This window comes from Streptomyces sp. NPDC050085, assembly GCF_044460595.1.
Classification (GTDB): Bacteria; Actinomycetota; Actinomycetes; order Streptomycetales; family Streptomycetaceae; genus Streptomyces.
Window position 1 is genome coordinate 1098788 of record NZ_JBITJZ010000001.1, and the last position, 22660, is coordinate 1121447.

Annotated in this window: 22 protein-coding genes and 2 pseudogenes; 9 read left to right on the forward strand and 15 right to left on the reverse strand. The window is 66.3% G+C overall.

The features are described from left to right. Nucleotides 1–155: 155 nt before the first annotated feature. Together ACIBUY_RS04660 and ACIBUY_RS04665 are read left to right on the forward strand one after the other, a co-directional pair. Nucleotides 156–698 carry a hypothetical protein gene (locus ACIBUY_RS04660; RefSeq protein ID WP_399151785.1) on the forward strand — a complete coding sequence of 181 codons (543 nt, stop codon included), beginning with the start codon at nucleotides 156–158 and terminating at the stop codon, nucleotides 696–698. Next, nucleotides 695–1381 (forward strand): hypothetical protein, encoded by a 687-nt coding sequence (locus ACIBUY_RS04665; protein ID WP_399151786.1) that lies wholly within the window; start codon nucleotides 695–697, stop codon nucleotides 1379–1381. The genes ACIBUY_RS04660 and ACIBUY_RS04665 overlap by 4 nt, the downstream gene beginning before the upstream one ends. A gap of 364 nt (nucleotides 1382–1745) precedes the next feature. Here the strand turns inward: ACIBUY_RS04665 and ACIBUY_RS04670 are convergent, their stop codons facing one another. Next, entirely contained in the window at nucleotides 1746–3278 is a 1533-nt protein-coding gene (locus tag ACIBUY_RS04670; protein ID WP_399151787.1) for a recombinase family protein, read from the reverse strand. A 1269-nt stretch (nucleotides 3279–4547) separates the two neighbouring features. On the opposite strand from ACIBUY_RS04670, the gene ACIBUY_RS04675 reads away from it, so the two are divergent. After that, entirely contained in the window at nucleotides 4548–5486 is a 939-nt protein-coding gene (locus ACIBUY_RS04675; RefSeq protein ID WP_399151788.1) for an ArsR/SmtB family transcription factor, read from the forward strand. 249 nt (nucleotides 5487–5735) lie between these two features. Here the strand turns inward: ACIBUY_RS04675 and ACIBUY_RS04680 are convergent. Continuing rightward, nucleotides 5736–5885 (reverse strand): annotated as a pseudogene (locus tag ACIBUY_RS04680) (phosphohydrolase); the annotation flags it as partial. A gap of 556 nt (nucleotides 5886–6441) precedes the next feature. On the opposite strand from ACIBUY_RS04680, the gene ACIBUY_RS04685 reads away from it, so the two are divergent. The 4 genes from ACIBUY_RS04685 (at nucleotide 6442) to ACIBUY_RS04700 (ending at nucleotide 9539) form a co-directional block, all read left to right on the forward strand. Further along, on the forward strand, nucleotides 6442–6708 hold the full coding sequence (locus ACIBUY_RS04685) for a hypothetical protein (protein WP_399151789.1): 267 nt from the start codon (nucleotides 6442–6444) through the stop codon (nucleotides 6706–6708). Nucleotides 6709–6868: 160 nt separating this feature from the next. Then, nucleotides 6869–7990: a helix-turn-helix domain-containing protein gene (locus ACIBUY_RS04690; RefSeq protein WP_399151790.1), complete on the forward strand. Its 1122-nt coding sequence runs from the start codon at nucleotides 6869–6871 to the stop codon at nucleotides 7988–7990. Continuing rightward, on the forward strand, nucleotides 7990–8568 hold the full coding sequence (locus tag ACIBUY_RS04695; RefSeq protein WP_399151791.1) for a hypothetical protein: 579 nt from the start codon (nucleotides 7990–7992) through the stop codon (nucleotides 8566–8568). The genes ACIBUY_RS04690 and ACIBUY_RS04695 overlap by 1 nt, the downstream gene beginning before the upstream one ends. A 140-nt stretch (nucleotides 8569–8708) precedes the next feature. Then, the gene (locus ACIBUY_RS04700; RefSeq protein ID WP_399151792.1) at nucleotides 8709–9539 is read left to right on the forward strand and encodes an SAM-dependent methyltransferase; all 831 of its coding nucleotides are present in this window, start codon (nucleotides 8709–8711) and stop codon (nucleotides 9537–9539) included. Nucleotides 9540–9552: 13 nt separating this feature from the next. Here the strand turns inward: ACIBUY_RS04700 and ACIBUY_RS04705 are convergent, their stop codons facing one another. The 4 genes from ACIBUY_RS04705 to ACIBUY_RS04720 form a co-directional block, all read right to left on the reverse strand. Beyond that, nucleotides 9553–10452, reverse strand: coding sequence for a helix-turn-helix domain-containing protein (locus ACIBUY_RS04705; protein WP_399151793.1), 900 nt, complete (start codon nucleotides 10450–10452; stop codon nucleotides 9553–9555). 87 nt (nucleotides 10453–10539) lie between these two features. Then, a complete protein-coding gene (locus ACIBUY_RS04710) occupies nucleotides 10540–10776 on the reverse strand; it encodes a DUF397 domain-containing protein (RefSeq protein ID WP_399151794.1) in 237 nt (78 codons plus the stop codon). A gap of 937 nt (nucleotides 10777–11713) precedes the next feature. Next, the gene (locus tag ACIBUY_RS04715; protein ID WP_399151795.1) at nucleotides 11714–12031 is read right to left on the reverse strand and encodes a hypothetical protein; all 318 of its coding nucleotides are present in this window, start codon (nucleotides 12029–12031) and stop codon (nucleotides 11714–11716) included. 31 nt (nucleotides 12032–12062) lie between these two features. Beyond that, entirely contained in the window at nucleotides 12063–12884 is an 822-nt protein-coding gene (locus ACIBUY_RS04720; protein ID WP_399151796.1) for a hypothetical protein, read from the reverse strand. Nucleotides 12885–13270: 386 nt separating this feature from the next. On the opposite strand from ACIBUY_RS04720, the gene ACIBUY_RS04725 reads away from it, so the two are divergent. After that, complete coding sequence (locus tag ACIBUY_RS04725; RefSeq protein ID WP_399151797.1) at nucleotides 13271–13765, forward strand: hypothetical protein; 495 nt, start codon at nucleotides 13271–13273, stop codon at nucleotides 13763–13765. A 617-nt stretch (nucleotides 13766–14382) separates the two neighbouring features. Here ACIBUY_RS04725 and ACIBUY_RS04730 read toward each other — a convergent pair. From ACIBUY_RS04730 to ACIBUY_RS04750, 5 genes and pseudogenes are all read right to left on the reverse strand, one after another. Next, the gene (locus ACIBUY_RS04730) at nucleotides 14383–15675 is read right to left on the reverse strand and encodes a VanZ family protein (RefSeq protein WP_399151798.1); all 1293 of its coding nucleotides are present in this window, start codon (nucleotides 15673–15675) and stop codon (nucleotides 14383–14385) included. Nucleotides 15676–15751: 76 nt separating this feature from the next. Further along, nucleotides 15752–16153 carry a hypothetical protein gene (locus ACIBUY_RS04735; protein WP_399151799.1) on the reverse strand — a complete coding sequence of 134 codons (402 nt, stop codon included), beginning with the start codon at nucleotides 16151–16153 and terminating at the stop codon, nucleotides 15752–15754. 274 nt (nucleotides 16154–16427) lie between these two features. Continuing rightward, nucleotides 16428–17195 (reverse strand): transposase, encoded by a 768-nt coding sequence (locus ACIBUY_RS04740; protein WP_399151800.1) that lies wholly within the window; start codon nucleotides 17193–17195, stop codon nucleotides 16428–16430. Nucleotides 17196–17264: 69 nt separating this feature from the next. Beyond that, the gene (locus ACIBUY_RS04745; protein ID WP_399151801.1) at nucleotides 17265–17651 is read right to left on the reverse strand and encodes a DUF6221 family protein; all 387 of its coding nucleotides are present in this window, start codon (nucleotides 17649–17651) and stop codon (nucleotides 17265–17267) included. Nucleotides 17652–17791: 140 nt separating this feature from the next. Continuing rightward, nucleotides 17792–18566 (reverse strand): annotated as a pseudogene (locus ACIBUY_RS04750) (transposase family protein). Nucleotides 18567–19204: 638 nt separating this feature from the next. On the opposite strand from ACIBUY_RS04750, the gene ACIBUY_RS04755 reads away from it, so the two are divergent. Continuing rightward, on the forward strand, nucleotides 19205–19651 hold the full coding sequence (locus ACIBUY_RS04755) for a hypothetical protein (RefSeq protein WP_399151802.1): 447 nt from the start codon (nucleotides 19205–19207) through the stop codon (nucleotides 19649–19651). A gap of 259 nt (nucleotides 19652–19910) precedes the next feature. Here ACIBUY_RS04755 and ACIBUY_RS04760 read toward each other — a convergent pair whose 3' ends face one another. The 4 genes from ACIBUY_RS04760 to ACIBUY_RS04775 form a co-directional block, all read right to left on the reverse strand. Then, nucleotides 19911–20273 (reverse strand): hypothetical protein, encoded by a 363-nt coding sequence (locus ACIBUY_RS04760; RefSeq protein WP_399151803.1) that lies wholly within the window; start codon nucleotides 20271–20273, stop codon nucleotides 19911–19913. 236 nt (nucleotides 20274–20509) lie between these two features. Beyond that, a complete protein-coding gene (locus ACIBUY_RS04765) occupies nucleotides 20510–20788 on the reverse strand; it encodes a hypothetical protein (RefSeq protein WP_365567910.1) in 279 nt (92 codons plus the stop codon). 32 nt (nucleotides 20789–20820) lie between these two features. Next, on the reverse strand, nucleotides 20821–21561 hold the full coding sequence (locus ACIBUY_RS04770) for a hypothetical protein (protein WP_399151804.1): 741 nt from the start codon (nucleotides 21559–21561) through the stop codon (nucleotides 20821–20823). Between the two features lie 553 nt (nucleotides 21562–22114). Then, nucleotides 22115–22606 (reverse strand): putative phosphothreonine lyase domain-containg protein, encoded by a 492-nt coding sequence (locus ACIBUY_RS04775; protein WP_399151805.1) that lies wholly within the window; start codon nucleotides 22604–22606, stop codon nucleotides 22115–22117. Nucleotides 22607–22660 lie beyond the last annotated feature (54 nt).

Sequence of the window (22660 nt, forward strand, 5' to 3'; positions counted from 1 at the left end):
ATCATCCCGGCGAGTCGGGCCCTCAGCCATAAGCGCACCGGGCCGGTGGGCGCACTCGGAAGCGTATCGAGTCGTGATCAAGCGTCGCGTTTCGCCCACGCAACGGTGTCCGATTCAGGCGGATGTTCAGCTCTACGGATAGGTAGCCTGTGGCCATGACTGAGGAGGAACTCCGGGCAGTTGAACAGCGGCTGCGGGAAATCGCTGAGGAGTCGGGTCTCGACTGGGTGATCGAACAGGCGGATGAGCAGATCGCCGAGGGGATCGCGGAGGACGACGATTCGCCTCCGAGACGCAGCTACAACAGCTGGAGCTACCGCTTGGGGCTCGGCGACGACAGTGGGTATCAGTTCGAGGCGGTAGCGGGGTGGAGTGCCCCTCGCCGCACCGTCACACTCGCCGAGATGCCCGTGGGCCAGCGCATCGTGATCCTGATCGATGCGGTCTACCGCGTTCTGACCGAACTGCCCGCAGTCGAGCGGGAGATGCTGAAGAACTTCTCGCCGTCGACGGCGCTTCGCGTGGTTCCGACAGCCTCGATCTCCTTCGCTCCAGACGAGGATCGGCCCGGATACGAGATCCGGACGCTGGCGGTGGATTCGGAGCCCGGTAGCGATGCGGCCGACGGCGACGAACGACAGCAGGCGCGCGCTGCCACCGTGCTCGCGCAACTACGTACCCTGGTGGTGCAGTCATGACAGACGTCACCGCACTGCTCGACGAACTGCAACGCACGCTGCCGGCGGACTCGGTGTCCTACACGTCCAAGTCGGAACCCTGGGACGTGTACGAAGGCTATGTCTTTACGCTCGCGGTCCAAGCGGCTGCAGCCGCAGGAGCCGACGTGGAGTTTCGTACTGTCAAGGGCTCTCCCACCAGTGATCTGATCTTCAGGACGAGTCCGGGCAACATCTGGTCCACCCGGCGCGAATACACCCACGCCCTGGTCTCCTTCCCCGGGACGCCGGAACTGGAGATCCACATCGGTGTGAAGGTCGAAGGCGCATCGCGGGTTGCGCACGAGTGTGACGTACTGATCCTGTGGGCCGCGGAGGCCGAATACTGCAGACGACACCGGTCCCTGCCGCGGACCAAGTTCTGCGTCGTGGCGGCCGAGTGCAAGTTCTACGCCTCCTCTCCTCCGTTGGGGGCTGCCCGCGGCTTCGAAGGACTCTGCGTCGACTTGGGCAAGGTCGGCAAGAAGGCTGTGCTAGTGACCAACGGGGAGAACCCAAGCTCGGTGAGGTATCTGACGAAGCGCAGGCGAGTGTGGGAGCAGAACGTGCTGCCGGGCACTGAGCAGGTGAAAGCGCTGCAGGAGAAGTTCCGCGATGCGCTACGAGATCACATCGTGGAATTCGCCCCCGAATGCGCTGTATAGCCAGCAGCTCAGCCACCCCAGTGCAGCAGCCATGTCATTGGGCGGCAGCAATGTGTCTGGGGGTGTCTGTCGAGTCGTGATCAATCTGCTGTATTTGCTCTCGAGGCGTGCTCTGGGGCGACTCGATACGACAAGACCCCGGACAACTACCTTGCCAGCCTCAACGATCGGGGCCGCAGCCCCTCATGCGGTTGCTCCGACCCAAAACCAGAGGACCGCCTGGGCGCGCCCGAAGCCCTCGCACCCTCCAACCAGGCGCAGTCCCTCACTGTGGCCGGCTCCACCAGTCGCTCGCCCAACTCGCAGTCCTGGCACGGTAGTCGCCTCACTCGGACCGACCCCGTCACACGTGGCCCCACGCTCCTCACGATTCTCTGGAGGAGGCCGTAGCGGGACCATAACTCGCGGGCACAGACACCGTCAGACCGCAGGCGTCCCCCGCGGCCGGTAGACGGATAGCAAGGTCTGTCACCTGGAACAGTCGAAGCAGGAGATGCTTCGGCGCCAACTCCAGATGGGCCAGCAGGAACGGGAGATGCTCCACAAGGTCGGGACTCGAGTCACCGGTACCCGCCGCCTGGGCATCGGGCCCGACCGAGCAAGCTGGCGACACGGGAGCACTCACCAGTGCCAGGTCCCCGGCGAGACGATCGAGGTGACGGGGCCCGAGCAAGCAGTCCGCGTACAGCCGCGCCACCTTCTTGAGGAGCTTGGCCTCATTGGCATAGCGCACCTTGGGGTGCCCGGCATACGAGTCAGGACGGCCGCGATTGTTCGCCTTCGGCCAGCAGATGTAATAGGTAACTCCTCTGCGCTGGTTTCCATGGAGACGACGCCCGCAGAAACAGAAGACTCTGCCGCGCAACACATAACACCGATGCTCATCCTCTGAGACATCCTCCACCGCAGTCGGGGCCCTCCGCTTCCGTCGGCGAGCGGTAAGCCGGTCGAACATCCACTTGGGAATGAGTGCCTCATGGGCCGGGCCGGGTGACCATACCCACATCGACGGGTCATTCACTTTCCCGCCCCGCGACCGCGAAGCCCGCCGGTTGAACACCTGATAGCCGGTGTACTTGGGGTTGTTGAGGATCTCGTACACCGTTGACCTGCCCCAGACCCCGCGCGCACGGACACAACCTGGCGGCTGCGGAGGAGGGTAGAGCTCAAGATCCGCGTTCAGCAGGTCAGCGATCTCTCCGTACCCCAGTGCCTGGTAGTAGCGCCAGTTGGCGATCTGCGTGACGGTCACGGCTCGCAACCCATCCGGCACGAGCCGGCTCTTCATCGCTCCCTTGTCGGCCTTCACCGGATTCGGATTGCGGTACTTCTTAGCCGCATACCCGTACGGCGGCTTGCCGATGTTCCAACCTTCACGAACGTGTGCACACAGTCCGCCCCATGACGTCTCAAGGGCGTTGTAGACCTCATATTCGGCGACCGACTGATTGATCCGACGCTGCAAGATCTGTTGCGACCTGCCGCCCTCTAGTTTGATCGTCTCATTCCAGGCGAACAGGGGGACCCCCGAGCTTTCCAGCGTCCGCTCGATCGAGAGGCTCTCGAACATGGCACGGGCGATCCGTGACGTACTTTCAGAGATCGCAACATCGAACCTTCGTCCCCGGCTTGACGCCTCCTCCAGGAGATCTGAAATTCCGCCATCCCGTGGAATCGGAATGCCGAACATCGCGGCGTTCTCCTTGTTGCCACGCATCGCGAGCGGAAGCCGGCCAGATTCGACATCGAAGAAGTGGCAGGTGATGGTCCACGTAGCGGGTAGCGCCGACCTGCATCGCTCAAGCTGGCGCATCAGCGACAGCCGAGGATCCTGGCTTTCCTCCGTCGATGTCCGGCCGATCCACGCCACACGCACGCTGCCGCTCAGCAGAAGCACCGGGAGGGCAAACGGGGATACGGCCAAGTCGGAGAACCGGGCAGGCGCACCAACTGGCGCCTGAACAGGCGGGTGCCACACGGGAGGTTCTTCTCGATCGGTCACCGCTACGCCCCCTCGGCCTTCCTCCCGCTCGTATCTCGTTCCTGCTTGGCCCACAGCAGTAGTTCATGGAGCGTGAGCGCCAGCTCATGGCGTAGGCGCACCCCCTGCACACCCCCCACATACATGACCTGGCGACCTTGTCCTTCGGAGCCGATGCGGACATGAGCCGACGAGCACTCTTCGTTCATCTGAACCAACCCGAACTAGCGAGAGGCTTAGGATGGCGATCGCCTCTTTTCTGCCCAGACACGCCGGTAAGCAACCGATGCGAGCTATGCCCGTTTGGGTGACGGGGTTGGCTGCTGACGAACGCCTCCGAGTCCACGGCAATGCGCGCCCTGCACCTTGACGTTTCCTCGCCGAAGCTGTCGTCGACAGCCGACGGAACGGCAGGTACACCACCGCCCGCGCCACAGAAGAACAACCGGTGCCGACTCGGCGAACACGCCCGCCGAATTTGGCTCACATCGGCAAGTCTCTGCACGCGCTCGCCCGCGATCCCCAGGCCACCGTCGCCTGTGGGCGCACCGTCTACGTGCCTCGCCGGCTGATCGTGTCGAGCGCCGGCAGGAAGGCGGCGAGGAATCCCCAGAGGCTGCTCTATCGGTGTACGGGCTGCCCGTCGAGGGCTTCGTACAGGGCGCGTTCGACGTCCAGCGGTTCGGGCCAGTCACCCGCCGCCTTTGCGATCTCTACGCCTTGGCCGGCCCGTGGCTCGAACAGCCCGCCAGCGCCAGCACGGCCGCGATTAGCGGTGCGACGAGGCTGCGCCGCGTGGGGGTGGTCGATGCGGGGGCGGACGTCGGTGTCATTCCAGGTTCCATTCTTGGCAATAGCCGGACGGCAGGGGCCTGGCGGGCGGACAGGTTGGATCACGTGCGGCCGTGAGTGCTGAGGGGCGGCAGGCTCGGCACGCCGCGCGGCCTTCGAACCGGGAGGATCCCAGGCACAGTTGAGGCCGTCACCCACTTTTGAGCGTGCTCGAAACACGTAGCGTCCCCGCTACTCTGCACGACGAGCGGACCAGCCGACGCCGGGCCGACGCGGCGCGAGAGGGGCAGGGGGACAGCGATGTTGCGTATCCATTTCACGGCCGCCGATCTTCCGCGGACTCGGGTGGCGCCGGCCCCAGATGCTCTCTGGGAGACGGTCCTGAGTCTGCACATGCTGCAGACCACCCAAGGGCGTTCGGGGTTCGGAATGTGGCGCCATCGCACGGCCACCGAACTCCGTGCCGACAGCGGCCTGGGGGACATCCGCGACCTCTTGCTGCCCCTCGCCCCGGCCGCGGCGTACTTTCCTGACTTCCTCACCCCGGCCGAAGGCGTGCTCGGCTACGAGACGGGGCGGGACGCCTTGTTGTCCACGCCCCGACAGCGATTACACGACGAAGTCGCGCAACTCGCCGCGGGCGGGTCGCTGCCGACCTGGTCCCACGACCTCTCACGCGGCCAGGCACACATCATGGGCCGGCTGGAACGGATCCTGGACCGGTACTACGCGACGGCCATCGCCCCGTACATGGCACACATCCGCGGCAGATTCGACGCGGAGCGCTCCGCACACGCCCGGGACATCCTCGACGGAGGCGTGGAGCGCCTGCTGGAACATCTGCACCCGACCATCCAGTGGACAGCCCCCATTCTGCAGGTGCACTACCACTCCGACTGGGACCTTCACCTCGAGGGCCGCGGACTGCTCCTCATTCCGTCCTTCTTCTGCTTCCAAAAACCCATCACCCTCGCCGACCCAGCGCTCACTCCGGTCTTGCTGTACCCCATGGAGCCAACTCCTTTCTGGCAAGCGGCATATGGAGGAGGCGCCGAGGGCAACGAGCGCCGACTGGCAGCCCTCGTCGGTCCCACCCGAGCCGCACTTCTGCATACCGTCCCGAGGGAACACACCAACAGTTCCATCGCGCATACAGTCGGCATCTCCGACGGAACCGCCACGTACCACATGAAGGTCCTCTGCGAGGCCGGACTGGTCACCCACCGTCGACGCGCGAACGCGGTGCACTACAGCCTCACGCCTCTCGGGCGCGCGCTCATCGGAATACCCCCGCCACCCCACCCAACGACAGAGCCCGAGACGGGAACCTAGGACAGCCCACAGCTCAGTTTCGACGCTGTCCACGCGCCGCGGCTTTTTGCTCGAACGCATCATGTCCGGCTTCTACCTGAAGAACCGGATCATCGGTGGCCCCAACAACGGGTTCCTCGTCAAGGTCGACGGACCGCGCCGGGCCGGAGGTGGCTGCCTCAGCCCCGGCGGGGAGCACATGGCTGCCTCTGCTCATGGCGGCCAGACCTGCGCTATGCACTCTTGGACGCCTTCGGGCACACGGTGCTGAGCCAGTTCTGCCCGCAGCACACGCTCCTCGGCCTCCAGCAGCGCGAAGGAATGGTTCGCCACCGGGCGGATGACTCGCTCGTCGACGCCGTCCGGCGCGCGCAGATGGCGTGCTCCATCGAGCGGGTGGAAGCCGGTGACGACCAGCTGTCGCTTTGCCGCGCTTTCGTTGGTGAACAGGCGTGGGGTCAGGCCCGGTTGAGGCGGACTCGCCTCACCTTTCGGCTCGCGCGGCAATACGCTTCTTCTTGTGGCTTTGCGATTGCAGGTGTCGCCCGGATTAGTCCTGGCTGCATTCTCGAAATGGCGCTCCGCTCTCCCGTTGCCCGCACGGGTGCACCTCTCCGTGCGCGCTCTAGAGCAGCGGATCCGGCGACAGTCGGCACCCTCCAGGGGCCGTCACCAGCGGGAACACAGAGGTCGATCGATCTGGTTCATGCCGTGACCGCTCCTGCCATAACTTGTTCGCTTTTGACTCGGCTGCAATTGCGGGACGGAACTGACCCCTGGGGCCGTTTCGCTGATTTTCACCCGGTGCGCGCGAGGTTTGCCTTACTACACCGTACGGATGGCGGGCGGCGAGGGTGAGGCGCTAGCGTCCCTTGACGCAGAAATGCGAGTCGGCCCCGGACCGGCTGGACACCAAGACCGGGGCCGCTCGGGCAAGTTGACCAATCAAGAATCTCAGCTCTAAGGAGTGGACCCCGTGTTTGATCAGCTCTCAGCTGGAGGTCGCTTGCGACGTTCAGCTGGTTACGAAGCTACTCTTCCGCAGCTTCGTCGTCGTGAAACCCGCGTTTTGAGTGCCTGGACTGGCACGCTGCAGCTGAGTGCCTTCGTTGCGCTCCTCGTGCTGCCGATCGTTCTCATCACCGGCGCCTGGCAGGCACCTGCAGTCGCTGGTGGCCTCGCGTGGGCGTATGCCGCCACCCGTCGCTCCTCGGTCCGCTACCTGCGGATTCGCGCGAGCTGACATGCGCCGTGCCGGTCGGCGGCGACATGCCCGCCGCCGACCGGCATCCGCCCTCGCCCCGCCACCCAAGATCCGGAACAGTCTGTTCCTCTTCCGGTGGGGGCCGAGGGTGCGTACGGCGAGAGGAGAGAAACAGTCCGTGGGTGACGAGGGAGACAGCGTGTCGAAGCGTAAGGCGCCGAACGGCAAGTGCCGGTTTTGCAAGCGCCCCATCCAGCAGCTCAACCGGGTGGGACGGCGTCGGGAATACTGCTCATTGGCCTGCCGTCGCAGCGCCCAGCGTGAGCGGGGCAAGGGCCTCGAAGCCAAGAAGGAGACGACCAGCACGCTGCCGCTGGGGCGCAGTGTCACCGAGGACCTCCAACTGTTGGTCGCCCGCCTGCTGTCGGCCGAGTACGAGGGCAAGAGCCTGGAGGTCCGCCTGCGGCTGGCCAGCGAGGTGAGCCGGGAGGTCGAGCACTACATGTCGGCCGCGGTGCACGAAGAGCATGTCCGTGGCGCGAGCTGGGAACAGGTGGCCGCCGCGGCCTCGGTGAGCCCCGCCACGGCGCGCACGCGCTGGGCCCCCCGGGAGGTCGAGCGGCGGCTGTCGCGCCGGGCGGCGGACCGGGCGGCGGCCCGCCAGCTGGAGGCGACCCTCCCGGCGGCCCGGCTGCCGGTGGACGAACAGGCTTTGACCGAGAGCACGGCGCGGGCCGGCAGCAAGCTGGCGGCAGCCCTGTCCTTTCTGCACCGCGAGAGCGGACTGACGATCAAAGAAGCGGCCGCGCAGATCGGTGGCGGCCTGTCGGCGCCTTATGTGTCGCGCATCTTGTCCGGGGAGCGGCTGCCGACCTGGGAGGTGACCCAGGAACTGGTGACGGCGTGCGGGGGCGATCCGCGCGAGGTGAGCCTGCTGTGGGAGCACGCCCAGGGCATGGCGCCACCGGTGCGCCACCCGTTGAACGACGCGGTCGACCGGCTGCATGCGGCCCTGCGCGGCCTGCACCTGGCCGCCGCGCGGCCCAGCAGTGACCACATCGCCGACGCCAGCGACGGCCTGCTCGCACCGGCGGATGTCACGGCCGTCCTGAGCGGGCGCATGGTGCCGACATGGACGATGACCGGGGCACTCGTCAAGGCGCTGGGCGGCTGGCCTGCTGATGTCCGCCCGCTGTGGGAAGCCGTCGAGTACGGCTTCCTCGTCCGCCTCGACCCGGGCGACCTCGCCCAGACACCCTGTCTGCCGCTGCGTCTGCCGGATCCCGCCCTCGGTACCGACCCTGACCTTCCGGAGTCGTGATGACCACTGCCCTGTGCCCCGAAGTCCCCTGCCCCGCCCCGCTCACCGCACCGGCCGACGGCCCCGCGCTGACGGCAGCACCGCGCCCAGGGGCATGCCGGCGCCCCCGGACCGCCGAGGTCGCCATCCAACTACCCGCCGACTACCGCGCGTTCTGCCTGCTCTACCAGGAGACGTATCTGCGCTATGCCCAGGCGCGCGTCAGTGAGCCGGACTCGAGTCACGCGATCGTGGCCCGTGCCCTGGGACTTCTCGCCACCCACTGGCCCCGCGCCCTGACTTCGCATCCCGCCGAAGTGGCCTGGGAGCTCTTGGGCTCCCTCTTCCCCCGCCCCCGAGGTGCGATAGACAGCGCAACTCTAAGCATGGGGGGCTGCGAGGTGCTCTACCGGGTACTGCCCGCGAACCAGGCCGACGCGGTCGTGCTGCGCCACCGCTTACTGCTCGACACCCACGCGTGCGCCGACCTCATGGGCGTCGAACCGTTCACCGTCACCTGCCGGCTCTCGCTGGCGTACCGCTCCTTGCCGAAGACTTTCGCAGACTGCCTGCAGGGCAGGACATCCACCCCACGCTGAACCCCAGGCGCTCCCCCTCACCAACAAGGTGTCCGAAGACAACCCCCTATCGTAGCGGGGCAGTTGTTCCCGTCGCTGAGTTCTGGCTCATCACGCGGTTCCCCAACTACGATGAACATTCGCTGTTTTCGGGGGGACGCATGGACGCCAGCGACAGGTCTCTGCCGCGCACCATCGATATCACCCAGCCCAACCTCGCCCGCATGCACGACTACTACCTCGGCGGCAAGGACAACTATCCTGCCGACCGCAAGGTGTGCGAGGACTTACTCGAATTCGCCCCGAGTACACGTGCCGTGGCCGCGAGCAACCGCCACTTCCTGCAACGCCTTATCCCTTACCTCGCCACCGAGCACCACATCCGTCAATTCCTCGACCTCGGCTCCGGACTGCCCACACAGAACAACACCCACGACATCGCGCAAGCCGCCGCCCCCGAGGCCCGCGTCGTCTACGTCGACAACGACCCCATGGTCTTCGCCCACAGCCGGGCCCTGCTCGCCGGCGCACGGAACACCGCGGTCCTCCACGCCGACCTGCGCTCACCTAAGTCGATCACCCAGCATCCCGAGGTAAAAGGATTCATCGACTTCCACCAGCCGGTCGCCGCCCTGTATGTGTCCGTGCTGCACTGCATCCCGGATGACGATCAGCCGGAGAAGGTCCTGCGGGACATGGCCGCTCTGCTGCCTGCGGGCAGTGTGCTGGTGGTGAGCCAGCTGATCAGCGACGACGCCGCCATGCGGGACACCATCACCGATCTCATGCGCGATGCCCTGCCCGGGCAATGGGGCAAGGTCCGCAGACGCCAGGACGTCGAGGGCTACTTCCGCGACCTTGAACTTCTCAAGCCCGGGCTGGTCGACGTCTCCACCTGGCCCACCGGCACGGTTCTCGGACCGCGCCCCTCCAGCAAGGAGTGGATCGAATACGGCGGCATCGGCAAGATCTCCCGACGCACGGGCTGGTGAAGCGTGAAGTCCTCTACAGCGACTGCGCCTTCGCTTTGAGCAGCCGCACCGTCTCATCGGGATCTACGGCGTCGTTGAGGTGCGTGTCGAGCATCGAGCGGTACCGGTCGCACTCCGCGCGCCTATCCAAGAACCGCGCGTCTTCCAGGTCCTCCAGATACACCGTGTCGGGCAGGCCCAGCTGATCGAACCGCAGATAGGTGATCGGGTTACTGATCGGCGGGCAGTACTGGCCGCGGATCCGGGTCAGCTGCAGCGTGATGTGCGGCTCGTCGGCCACCTCGATCAGGTGCTCCAGCTGCTTGCGCATCACCTGCGGTCCACCACCCCACACCTCCAGCACCTGCTCCTGCATCAGCACCCACAAATTCGGGGCGTCCGAGCGCCACAGCAGGTCCTGTCGGCTCATGCGCAACTGGACGAGGCGTTCCACCTCGTCGGGCGACAGATACGGCAGTCCGCCCGTCACCCAGGCCGCGTAGTCCCTGGTCTGCAACAGCCCGGGCACGAGCTGCACCTCGTAGGTGCGGATCGTCGACGCCGCCTCCTGCAGGGCTATGAGCCCATCGAGCCATTTCGGCAGCAGGTCGTCATAGCGCTTCCACCACCCCGGCTTGTCGATGTCCCTCAGCAGCTGCACGAACCGCGCGATATCGCTCTCACCGACGCCGTACGCCCGCAGCAGCACCGTGACCGTGCGCGCGCTCAGGTGCTGGCCGTACTTCTCCAGGCGGGTGATGGTCGCCGGATGGCACCCCAGCAGGCCGGCCGCCTCCTCCGCTTTCCGGCCCGCCGCCACGCGCAGGCGCCGCAGCTGCAGGCCGAGGACCAGGCGCAGCACGGTGGGATTGTGCCGGTCGGGCTGACTGAAGACCTCAAGGTCGGGAAGGTGCAGCGGGCGGGCGGCGGACATGCGAGCTCCTGCGGGATCAATCGGGTGCGAACGAGTTTTCCACCCAGGAGCTCGCCAGGGGCGCAAACCCCAATATTTACTGGCCAGTTACGCGACCAGCGCGTCGAACTCCCCGTCCTTCGCGCCCGCCAGGAACGCGGTCATCTCAGCCTGCGTGTAGATGAGCGCGGGCCCTTCCGGGTGCCGGGAGTTGCGTACCGCCACCGATCCGTCCTCGAGCACCGCCAGCTCGACGCAGTTGCCCATTGCCGCGCTGCGCCGGCTCTTGATCCACTGCACGCCGCGTAGCGACGTGGTGGGAACACCGTTGATAGCAGAGTCCATTCGGGCCGTCCTCCTACGTTGTTCGAACGCTCTCCCCCGTAGAGAAGGGATTGCCGAGTCACGCTGCGTACATGCGTTCGCCGTCACCCCAACGAGTGCAATTTCGCCTGCAATTGCACAGATCTCCTTTCGGCCGGAATACTGGGTGGACCAGGACCGTTGTCGCGCGGCCAGCGGGCCGTCACGCGGGGAGGGGCAGTGCGGACACATGCAGTGACTACAGCGTGTCACGCAGGACCGCCTGACGGTGCATCGGAACAAGTCGAACAGAACCTGACACAAGACAGCCTCATCCCGTCACCAAACGCTCACGATTGGGGCCTGTCCCTCGGAATTGCCACGTCCGGATTCGCCGCCCACATCATGGAATCCGGTCCGCGCGGCCGCGGAGAGCTGTGCAGATTCGTCACGAATGCCCTGGACGAATGGGGATTACCCTCACACACCGAAGAGGTCGTGTACGCGATCGACAGGCTGACAGCGGGAATCACATCTCCCGAGCACGCCGCCAGCCAACAACAACGGAACGTATCGCGAGCCTGGGTAGGGCTACTTCGGAAACATCAATCCGTCATATGCGTGGTGACGGAACTTTGTCTGTGTGAACCAGACGACCGACCGCGCCAGACGCCTGCCCCACCAGGATCCGCCCCAGGCGAGCCCGACCCCAGCACACCCACACTTCCGTCGGCCGAATCGGGCAAAACTGCTTGGACCGCCGTTCCATCCTGAGGCGATACCCGGAATCCTCAGGACCACGACAAGGGATCCTGGCACTGAGAACAGCGGGCTGTACACGGACGCGGCCGAAAGGGACGCCGGGGAATCCGCGTGAATACGCGGTGCCGCATTCCACCAGCGGCACACCGTCTCCTTCCTCGCTTGCCGATCATGCCGAGCACTGGCAAGGAGCGGCGAGGAATCCCCGGAGGCTGCTCTATCGGTGTACGGGCTGCCCGTCGAGGGCTTCGTGCAGGGCGCGTACAACGTCCAGCGGTTCGGGCCAGTCCCCCTCGGTCTCGCTGTGCCGCTCGGCGAGGGCGGTCAAGTCACCGTCGCTCAAAAGGACTTGGCACTCTGCGCACAAGTAGCAGCGCCGCGGCAGGGCAATGGACGGCGCACCGGCATCGGGGGTGAGGCTGTAGCTCCAGATGACGTCCACACTCCCGCACACCTGGCAGGACTGGTCCTGCCAGGTGACGGGGGCGGGCGTCTGGTCGGCATCGGGGCTGTAGGAGCCCTGGTATTCACTCATGGGCGGCCTTGCGGGGAGAGTGACGGGTGGGTCAGCGGCCGGTTCCGCTGGCCGGTGCGAGCTTCCAGACGCCAGCGTAGCGACGGATGTCCCAGCCTCGGTATTTCACGTTGACGACCGCGGGATAGCCGGGCCAGCTGACGTGGTAGGCGACCATGGGGAATTTGGTCCGCGATGTCTCGTGCGCCCCGAAGTCCCGGTTCAGGTCATGGTTGTAGGTGCCGGTGGAGGCGTGGACCGGGGCGGCGAAGTGGTGGCCGTCGGCGGTGGCGTCCTTGGTCTCGCAGGTCCAGTCGCTCGCTCGCGGGACGTTGACGCCGCAGTAGTAGTCGTAGCTGAAGGAGTAGGCGTCGCCGGTCCAGTGCCTGGTGTGTAGGCCCAGCGTCCAGCGGTGCGAGGAACCTCCGTGCAGCGTCTGCTTGAGCTGGACCTTGACCGATGCCTTCACGGTGCATTCGCCGTTCTGGCAGCGGTCGAGCTTGGCCAGCCCTTCGTCGGAGCGGTAGTGGTAGCGGTCGGTGCGGTGGTTGCCGTGCAGGGTGTAGCCGTTCGGGGTGTCCGTACGCGCCTCAGGGGCCAGGCTGCGGGTGGTGGTGATGCTGCCGTCCTCGATCGCCTGCTGGGCCTCACTCGGCATCCCACCGCCTCGAGCCGGTGTGGTGCGCATGCCGCCGGTGTCCAGGCGCGTGATGAGTGCGGAACCGTCGCCGAACTCGACCTCGGTCTGGTACCACTCCCCCTGCGGGGTATCGTCCGCGCGCACCGGCTGGCCCGTTACCGGACCGGCGAGGGCGAGTGCGGCAGTGAGGGCGCAGACAGCCGTAGTGAGCCGGAAACCAGGGAGGCGGTGCATGCCCGTATTGTGCGGCGAGATGCCTGGCGGAGCCGGACGGCACGCGGTGCAGCTCGCTCTCCCACACCGCCTTCACCAAGACCTGCGACTGTCGGCGCCGCGCCCCCCGCCGGGGGCTGTGGCGCACTCTTGTACGCCCTGGTTGGGTGGTGGATTCACGGCGCGCGTGGGGCAGTATCTGCGAGGTCTGCTTTGCTCTGTGAGGGGTCGTCATGTTCGGTGTGCGCCGAGGCGTGCCGCTGGTACTGCTGTGCTGTCTCGTGCTGGCTGGGTGCTCGTCTACTCAGTCGGGTTCCGACTCGGGTTCCGGAGGACATGGTGCGCCAGCCGCCCCTTCGGCGGGGGCTCCGGGTGCCGATGGCAGACTCCCGGTGGGGGCGGGCCCGTTGAAGACGTACACGGTGCAGCAGCAGCCGGCGGCAGGCAGTTGCCACTACCGGTATACGAAGGCCAAAGAGCCATTGCCGGACTTGAAGTGCACGCCGGGCGCGATCTCACCGGCGGTGACGCAGGCGAATCTGGCGCGCACGATCTGCCGGAAGGGCGGCTACACGAAGGGCATCCGCCCGCCGGTATCGGTCACGGGTCAGGAGAAGAGGCTGAACGCGGTCTCCTACGGCTATACGGGCAGCCTGCGCGACGCAGAATTCGATCACGACATTTCGCTTCAGCTGGGTGGCGACCCGAACGACGCCCGCAACCTGTGGGTCGAGCCGATGGACCCAGGCCACAAGCCGGGTGGTGGAGTCAACAACGAGAAGGACCCGGTCGAGACAAAGCTGCACACGGCAGTGTGTTCACACAAGGTGACGCTGGCCGCGGCGCAGCATGCGATCGCCTCGGACTGGACGACTGCCCTGCACACGCTCGGGTTGGACTGACGCCCCGGCGAACGCTGGGCCTGTGGTCGGCGCACCCGAATGCTGGCCGGGCCACCGGCCGGGAATCGTACGCCTTGTCTCCGAGCACGGCCTCGTGATGTCGGCGGGGACGGCCTGGCGGTCCGGCCCACCGGCAGAATGCCGTCGCCCAGCCCGATGAACTCCGGCGCTGAGGGCGCGCCAACCTCGCTGCTGTAACGGGAAGTTGCTGCCGCGCCACTGACAGTCCCGAGCCCCAGGAAGGGGCAGATGAGGCGGAGGAGAAAACTGGGGCAGGCGAGGCACGGAAACCGGCCATGCGGCAAGACCGACCGCGGTCGTCGCGGCTAGGCTCGTTGCATGGTCCGGAGCCATCATCCCCCGTGTGGCTCCGGACCTTCGTTGTGAAGGACGTGGCTGCGATGGACAAGTTCCAGCGGTCGTGTGGCAACTCACGCCGCTCGGAGCCCGAGCGCCACTGCTTGCGGACTCGGGGTCTCCGGCCCTCGTTGAGGGGCCCTGGCCTTCGGCGCAGCCGAAGGCCAGGCAGGCGCATCGGCTGCAGCCCGTACGTTGCTCGGTGCGCGGGCGGCTGAGGGGCAGCGCTGGGCTGGTCCTGCGCGGGGCTCTCGAGCGGCCTATGCCCCGTCAGGGATTACCTTCTGGCCCGTCACGGCGTCGATGAACAGGTCCGGCTCCTTGGCTCCGTCGGGCATGCCGATCATCCACACCGGGCGCCACGTCTCCTTGACCTTCTGTGCGAGCAGCACGGCGGCCACCGGGGGGACGTTGGTGCGCCGGCGGACCAGGTCCTCGGCCGCGGCCTTGCTGACGGTGCTCTTCGGCATGGCGGGGTCCGGGATGGGGCGGGCTGTGAAGCCGATGATGCGTCCCGCCGATGTGATGCTGATGTCGAGTCGCATCGGCATCATGAGGCCGTCGCTGTAGCGCCGGTAAGTGAGCTGGTACACCGCGTGGTTGTCGACCGTGCGGCCGAGGACGTGGGTGGTCAGCTTGGCGCCGTCTATCTCGTCGGTGAACCATTTCTTGGCGAACCGCGCGCCGATCTGCACGGCCTGGTGCTGCCGCACCGGACCGGCTTCCGCGCGGTTGTCTTTGGGGATGGACTGGATCAGCTTCTTCTCTGGCCACCAGGCGATCAGCTTGCCCCGGTCGGTGGTGGCCGTGATGACCAGGTGTCCGTCCTTCTTGTCTTCCTGGATTTGCTGGAGTTCTGACCGCTCGCCGAACACTGACTTGGACGCCGTCGTGATCCATTGCGAGGATCCGAAGGACGCCTGCGCCTCCTGCTGCTGGCGATGGTGCAGCGCAGCCGCGTCATACGTTTGAGGATCCGAGGCGTTGAAGAGGCCGACGAGAGCCAAGGCTCCCGCCGTCGTCACGCCGACAGCCCAGCCGGCGTCCTTGACCGGCCGCCATGTGCCCTCTGTGTTGCGACGCACCAGCAGCCACACCTGCGCGGCTACGGCGCCGACCACGGCGCCCGTGCTGTTCATGACGAAATCGGTCATCGTGCAGGACCGGCCCGGCACGGCCCCAGTCTGCGCCCACTCGATCGCACCGCTGAGAAGCACCCCTGCTCCCACGGTCGTGATCGGCCGCCGAAAGAGCGCCACGGCGAAGAAGGCGGCCGGCACGAACAGGGCGAGGTTCATCCAGGCCGACGACGAGTTGAGTGCGTCCGTCAGCGACCAGCTGGCATCGCACATGCCTTCGCCCGCTGTTCCGGCGTTTCCCGGGAGGAGCGTGACCGCAGCGATCCCGGCAAGGGATGCCGCCAGCATCACGCGCACGGACACGGGGCGCCCTCTTCTCCGCGCGATCAGCCAGGTCGGCAGGCACAACAGAACAGCCAGCACCAGGAAGGACACGAACAGGCCCGGGAGGGCCTTGATCGAGGCTTCGATCACGACTTGCCTTTCATCAGCACCCGCGCAGGAAGCGTTGGGCGGGAGACTGGCTGCCCGCCCAACGCACCGGCTCAGATCAGCAGAAGTTGACGGTGGGGGTGTAGTACGGTCCGCCGGTGCTCGCGTCCATGAGGCCGGTAGCCCTGCAGTCGGGAGCGTACTTCGCCTTGCTCTTGCCGCCGAAGGAGTAGTCGACGGTCTGCCCCGAGGAGACCGACTTCAGCGGCGAGGAGAAGACCGACTCCGAGGTGCTCATCTTGAGATACACGTTGACCTTGCTGCCGCCGGTCTTCTTGTACTTCGTCGCCCCATAGAAAAGGCTGCCGTTGCCGCTCACCACGGCGCCGTCCTGGGCCGAGAAGTAGAGCGTCCCGTTGCTGAGCTGGGTGCTGGTGGAAGCGGCGTAGGCACTGGCACCGCTGAATACCAAGGCCGTGGTCAGAGCCGCCGCAGCCAGTGCGCGTACACGTATGGACATGTCCCCTGTTTCCTTCTCTCAATTCCCCGCCGGATTGGCACCGGCGGGTGGAGCCGGAGGAACATAAGCGATCGCCCGGTCCGGAAGAAATGATTCCGAGTCACCAGGTGCACCCAACACCAGCCTTGTTTCAGCCGAATCGAGAGGCGCTACTGATCCGGAATACAGGCAGTTGCCCTGATCCGCGTATGCGGAATAGTCGCAATCTAAAGGCTGTCCCGTAAATGATCTTGAGGTCGATGCGTAGGTCGGAGCCTCGGTACAGCCGGATCGGCTATCCGTTGAGGGCGAGGTTGTGCAGGCGGGCGATGCCGAGCATGGCGAAGTGAACGCCGTCGCCTTTCAGGCGGCAGTCGCGAAGGATCTTCCAGCTCTTCATGCGGGCGAAGGCGTGCTCGACGCGGGCCCGAACTCGCTTGTGGGAGCGGTTGTGATCGTCTTTCCAGGTCGGAAGTTCCTCGCCCTTGGTCCGGCGGTGCGGGATGACGAGTCCGGTGCCCTGGTAGCCGCCGTCGGCGATGGTCATCGTGGTGCCGACAGCGTCCTTGGCGCCGGATTCTTCCCAGCCGCAGGAGTCGTGCCGGTTTCCGGGCAGAGGCCGGCCGACCACGACGATCAGGCGGGTGTCAGCGTCGATGACGACCTGGTGGGCGGTGGAGTAGCGATAGTTCTTCGACTGCTCGGCGATTGAGCGGTCGCGGGTGGGGACCAGTGTGCCGTCCACGATGAGCACGGTGTTCTTACAGAACCTCTCGCGTGGCCGAAGCGCGAACTTCGGGCCGAGGTGATTGACGACTCGGTCGGCTGCGGACTTGGAGACGCCGAAAAGCGGAGCGATCTGCCGCATCGTCAAGTTCGTCCGCCAGTACGTCGCGACCAGCAGGACGCGGTCCTCCAGCGACAGGCCCCACGGACGTCCGCGCCGCGATTCCGCGGCGATCTCGCGACGTACCACGGTCACCAGCTTGCTGAAGTTGCGTGGACTCAATGCGGTGAACGGGGTTATCCAGGAGGGCATCGATGCCGTGATCACTGCAGACACGGGACGTGATCTTTTCACCGATGCTACAGACGATGGAACAGCGGCTCACTCAGTGCAGTTGGGCTGCAGCTATGGCCTCCAGTGTTCGCGGTAGTCGGCGTGATCGGCGTATACCGAGGCGAGCATGGCCAGTGCCTGCCGAAGCCCATCGCGGTATCCCACTGCCATGCCAGCTGCCTGCGCGGCTTCATAGAGGTCCAGGAGGGCCCGCCTGGCTTCGACCTCCCTGACAATCCGCGCGGGATCGAACCGGGCGATGTGGTCAGCCGGGCCGAGGTAGACCTCCGGAATCTCGGCGCCGGTGTCCAGCACGACAACGGTCCGCTCGGCCCTCCACTCCCCGTCCTCCACCATGGCGTCGCGGGCATGGTCCAAGTCGTCCTGAACCCTGGCTCGCAGAAACGCGACAAGCTCGGAGGCCGAAAACTCGGCCCGGTCAGCACTCATCTGAGGCATGACCAGATCCTTGCCTCTCCACCGGAGGCTGTCCACAGCTTCATCAGACGTCACCGCAGCCCAGTTACGGGACAACCTTTAAAGGGTGTTGCACAAGGCCGTGTTCGGGCAGGTCAGGGCCGGTGGAGACGGTCCTCTGGTCATGATGCGTGGGCGAGGTTGTGCATGTGGGCGACGGCCTGGACGGCGTGGTGGAGGCCGTCGCCGTGCTGTCGGCAGTCGCGGAGGATCTTGTAGTTCTTCATCCGGCCGATCACATGCTCCACCCTCGCGCGCACCGTGCGGTGGGCCGCGTTGTCGGCCTCCTCACCCGCCAGCAGCGGCCGTCGGGGGCGTTTGCGGTGCGGGGTGACCATCCCGCAGTTCAGGTACGCGCCGTCACCCAGCACGGTCACGCCCTGGCAGTGCACGGCCAGGCCGGAGGCCCGCCAGGCGTGCGCGTCCGCGGTGGTGCCCGGAACCGGCCGGGCCGCCGCGATCACCAGCCGTGTGTCGGCGTCCACGATGACCTGCACATTCGCCGAGAACCGGTAGTTGCGGCTGGAGGAGCCGACCTGCCGGTCACGGACCGGGACCAGGGTGCCGTCCACGATCCACAACCGGCCGGCCGGCCGCATCAGCCGGGCGAGCAACGGGCTCCAACGCGAGCAGCGGACCGAGCCGTTGGATCACCCGGCACACCGTCGACGATGAGATGCCGAACAGCGGCCCGAGCTGCCGCATGGTCAGGTTCGTGCGGTAGTACACCGCGACGATGAGAACCCGCTCGGCCAGCGGCAACGACCACGGCCGGCCCCGCAGCGTGCCGTTGCCACCCCGCTCCCGCACCGCCCACAGTAGCCGCCCGAACTGCTCCACCCGCAGCCCCGTGAACGTCTCCACCCACACCCGTTCAGCCCTCAACACCCCAGCCATACACCGGAGATGCCCAGTTCACGGCCTTGTGCAACACCCTTTAGTCGCGCTCAACAGGTGTGAACCAACGCCAGAACACTCATGGTCAAGATCGGCTGATTCCGGGCCATTCGAGGCCGTCGCTGCGGCCCGGCACACACCCCCGACGCCGAGCGCGACGCTCATGAGCTGCTGCCGACGAAGTCCCGGTAGACGTTCGGCCCGTCATGGCCATTCCCCTCCCGCATATTGATCACGGCCCTGTTGTCGACGCATCGCTTCTCGATCAGCACGGTCGTGTTCGCTGTCACGTCAGACGTCAGCCGCCCCCTGAACGGGCCCGGCCGCTCCGACAGGTACCTCCGACCGCGGTACCCCCGGTGCGCCCTTCTCTACGTGCAGGCTGACCTCTCCCAAGTGCGCTGGAATCTCTGACCCGTTACTCATCGTCATGTGCGCAGGGAGCGGCGTTCGGGCGGCGAGCGGACCGTCGGCTTGCGCCGGCCACGCCGAGGACGCCCAGTGGTGAGACGAGGAGAACCTCACCGGCCTGCAGCACCGGGTGCCTCAGTCGATGATGTGGGGCGGCAGGCGATGTCTCTCCTCTCCATGCGCGGTTAGGCTGCCCGCGTCCGTTACCCCGGCTGTCTGGAGAGCGCATGCCGACGCTGGTTGAGGCGGTCGATGTCCGCCCGCGCGTGTACTACCGGACGCTTCAGATCGGCCCGCTCCTCTTCGAGGAGCTGCCGACGGGCGACGAAATCGTCGAGATTCCCGGCCAGGGATTGACGCTCAACTCCAGCGACAACGACTTCTATCCGCTGGTGCGTCTGGAATATTGGGACGGCCCGGTGCCGGATCCGGACGGGGCCTGGGACTATCGGCGCATCTTCGCCGCGCCGTTGACGGATCGTCTGTGCGTGGTCGATGTCAACGGCAATGTCCGCGGCGCTCTTCCCGTCGCCCCCGGGAAACACCACGTCCGCGTCCTGTGCCGCGGACGCGACCACCCCGAGGCGTTGTTGACGTTGGATCCCTTTCCGCCGCAGGACCCGCATGAGGATCCTCTGGAGTTCTGGGTGATTCAGGCGTGGCCTGCCGGCTGACCTTCGACAGGGCCAGCCGGCAGGCGTGTTGCGCTAAGGATTGGTCGCCCCGGCGCCGTGCCCCCGGACGCGTTGGCCGACTCGGCGATCGCGCCTGCCATCAAGGGACTCTGGCGCCATGGGCCCGGCCCTGGCTTCATGCTCTGCTCGACCGCGGTCGGCGCCCGCCCTGACATGGCGGGGCGGCTGGTGCGCGACACTCTCCTTTCCGGAATCGGAGAGTAACGACCACAGCGATCTCCGGTCCCGCGAAGCCGGATCAGGATACGAGGCGCTGACACCGGGCCGTCCATACCGTCGTGGCCACCTGGGTCCAGCCGTGGAAAGTCTTGTCGTCGTCTCGGGCCGCGCCTTCGACACCGAAACGCTGCTGAGCCAGCACGCGTTCCGCCTGGTCTCGGGGCAGGACCGGCACCCTTCCGGTCACGGCGATCAGGTAGCGGCCAGGATCATCCGGGCGGGCCGTCGTGTATTCGTCAGCAGGACCTAGGTCGAGGTTCGGTCCAGCCGCCATGCCCTGGTCAGGGCCGATGACGGACATGATCCACCGGCCGCGGAACACACTTACTTCAGCCCAGTACAGGGCGGGAAGGTCAGCGTGGGCGGAGTGCAATTCCGACACCGGGTCTCCTCGACGAAAGTGGGCTCCCGCACACTGGTGCTGCGAGGATGCGAATCTACTGCGAGACGCTGCCTGGCACCGCCGAGATCGTACAGTCCGAGGCTGGCGTGCTGAGGTTCATGTCGGGCTTCCTGCCGCTGCCCCGCTCCTCGACAGCCCCGGGTGTGTGACGACGTGACACGACGGAAGCATGTGCCGAAGTATCCAGCGTCGCTGGTCAAAGGCGCGACGCGGGGTCACTCCCATCTCCCGGTGTAAAAGTTCACCTTTCCGTCGTTGATGCCGATATGGGTGGCGCGGACACCGTCACGGTTGACGCAGACCCACCAGGTCGTTCCCTCCTTGTCCGTTCCATCGGGCTCGCAGAAGAATGCCCCCGCCAAGGAGCGTATGTATCGCCCCGGATCACCGATGTGGACAGGGGGCTCGTCTTCGATCGGTCCAATCTGAGGACGATCATTGGGCCGGCGTGCCACTTCGCTCATGACGGGGACGGTCAGCGCGAGGACGATCATGCTTCCAATGAGGTAGAAGATGATCCGCCTCACTACTGTCCCCCTCCGAGTACCTGTACGCCGAGTGGGGCAGATCCGCGCTCGTAGAACAGGGTCAAGGCCCCCAGGACGAGCGCCCCGGCCGCCGGCTCCTTGATGGCGTCAGGCAATCCGACCAGTTCAAGGGCGGTCAGAGCCGCAGCCAGGACTGTGCAAGCGCCAGCGAGCTTCAGAGGAGTGTGACTCTTGGCTACGGTGGCACCTTCCAAGTCCTCGGCGTCCAGCAGGCACCACAGGCGGGCGCGGGCGTACCTGTCGCCGATCTTTACGAGAAGGCATGCGAGTTCGCGTAGGGCGTCGTCACCGTGGGTGTGGGCGCTCTGTTCCGCCTGCCGCAGCCGTCCGACCACCAGATCGGCGTGCTCCTTGAGGAAGCGGTGCCGGGATGAGAGGAGCGGCACCGTGCCCCGGACGCGGTGTGCCCACCTGACTGTCCGCTCGACCTCTTCCACAGCAGCAAAGAGTTCGCGTTCTGGTCCATGATCAGTGCCGCGGGACACGGCCGCCGCGCAGAGGTGAACGGCACGCGCTGCAGAGGCGACGGGCTTGTACTGGTGGGCGACGACTGCGGGCGACCAGGGCCCGGCAGAAGGAGGGACGCAGGCCATGACGAGTCGGTACAGGGGTCGGGAGATCATCGGGCTGACCACGGCCACTGCCAGCCCGCAGGGAAGCGCGTAGAACAGCGCCCAGATGATGAGCGACTGCGTCCGAAGATTCGGCACCAGCCACACGAACGGCGGGAAGGATGCCCAATCCGCGTACTGGCGAGTGGCCTTCCACCCCCACACGTACAGTCAGCCGTCCACCGCGTCCCAGGGTTGCCGTGACATCCGCAGCACCTGAATGGCGACCAGGGCCGGAATCAGCGGGAAGTGGAACACGCTCAGCATGCGCGCTCCCGCGGCCCGCTCCCACACACGCAGACCCTCGCGCAGACCAGAGGGGACTGGCTCATCTATCCCAAGGACCTGCAGGGAATTCTCCAGCTCCGGTTGGACGTGCGCCGAAGGAGACTCAGCCCGGCCCCGTAAGAGGAACTGTGTAGCTCGCGACATCCGGCTGATGCTAGCCCGAGGATCGCGGCGTCAACTCGGCGATGAGTATTTCTCGTTGAACGTCCTTGGCTCCTGCTGCTGTCGGCACGAAGCAGCAGGCGTTGCCGGACCGCGTGCCGACAACTTCGCATCCCGACGGCTGCTCTCCTTGGCAGATCGGCGATGGTTGTCCTCGCCCAGGCGGCTGTCGACAGGTGGCTTCCCGCTGCTCTCGTGTCGTTCCGGACTTCTAGCGAATGCGGCGCGCTCTCTTGTGGCGGGCCTCGGAGCGCGGTGCGGAGCGGTCGATCATCTTGCTGGTGCCCGTAGGGGAAACGTAGGTAGCCGCGCCTTCTCCGTAGACGCCGGCGTCCGTGGTGTCGTTGGTCTTGTAGGCGAGCCGGTGTGTCACGCCGAGGTGGCGCAGAGCGAGCAGGACACGCTCGGCTTCCGCCTTGTTCGCCCTGCGCTGGTTCTGGTCGGCGGTGTAGATGCAGATCACGCGGCGTGTGTCATCTCCCCGGGCGGCGTTGACCAAGGTGCCGGCCTTGGCGAGGGGGCCGAGTTGGTCGGCCTGGACGGCTTCGTGGATAAGGCGCCATGCGGAGTCGAGAGTGGCTACCGGGAGGAACCACAGCCACTTGCCCCAGGTTGGCCGTGCGTCGCCGTCCGGTGCGAGGGCCCAGAGCCACGGTGTATCCGTGGTGGTGGCGGGACTGAGGCCGGTCGGGCGCGTGTCCATGGGCAGCCTCCATACGGGGGGTATCGGTGATCGACGGCCATTTTGCGACACACT

Excerpts from the sequence above, each read along its gene's own strand:
- ACIBUY_RS04710 (WP_399151794.1), bottom strand. The coding sequence starts at position 10,776 with ATGGACTCTGCTATCAACGGTGTTCCCACCACGTCGCTACGCGGCGTG.
- ACIBUY_RS04675 (WP_399151788.1), top strand. The coding sequence starts at position 4,548 with ATGCTGCAGACCACCCAAGGGCGTTCGGGGTTCGGAATGTGGCGCCAT.
- ACIBUY_RS04705 (WP_399151793.1), bottom strand. The coding sequence starts at position 10,452 with ATGTCCGCCGCCCGCCCGCTGCACCTTCCCGACCTTGAGGTCTTCAGT.
- ACIBUY_RS04765 (WP_365567910.1), bottom strand. The coding sequence starts at position 20,788 with ATGATCGTCCTCGCGCTGACCGTCCCCGTCATGAGCGAAGTGGCACGC.
- ACIBUY_RS04715 (WP_399151795.1), bottom strand. The coding sequence starts at position 12,031 with ATGAGTGAATACCAGGGCTCCTACAGCCCCGATGCCGACCAGACGCCC.
- ACIBUY_RS04735 (WP_399151799.1), bottom strand. The coding sequence starts at position 16,153 with ATGTCCATACGTGTACGCGCACTGGCTGCGGCGGCTCTGACCACGGCC.
- ACIBUY_RS04775 (WP_399151805.1), bottom strand. The coding sequence starts at position 22,606 with ATGGACACGCGCCCGACCGGCCTCAGTCCCGCCACCACCACGGATACA.
- ACIBUY_RS04745 (WP_399151801.1), bottom strand. The coding sequence starts at position 17,651 with ATGCCTCAGATGAGTGCTGACCGGGCCGAGTTTTCGGCCTCCGAGCTT.
- ACIBUY_RS04695 (WP_399151791.1), top strand. The coding sequence starts at position 7,990 with ATGACCACTGCCCTGTGCCCCGAAGTCCCCTGCCCCGCCCCGCTCACC.
- ACIBUY_RS04665 (WP_399151786.1), top strand. The coding sequence starts at position 695 with ATGACAGACGTCACCGCACTGCTCGACGAACTGCAACGCACGCTGCCG.
- ACIBUY_RS04755 (WP_399151802.1), top strand. The coding sequence starts at position 19,205 with ATGCCGACGCTGGTTGAGGCGGTCGATGTCCGCCCGCGCGTGTACTAC.
- ACIBUY_RS04700 (WP_399151792.1), top strand. The coding sequence starts at position 8,709 with ATGGACGCCAGCGACAGGTCTCTGCCGCGCACCATCGATATCACCCAG.
- ACIBUY_RS04720 (WP_399151796.1), bottom strand. The coding sequence starts at position 12,884 with ATGCACCGCCTCCCTGGTTTCCGGCTCACTACGGCTGTCTGCGCCCTC.
- ACIBUY_RS04660 (WP_399151785.1), top strand. The coding sequence starts at position 156 with ATGACTGAGGAGGAACTCCGGGCAGTTGAACAGCGGCTGCGGGAAATC.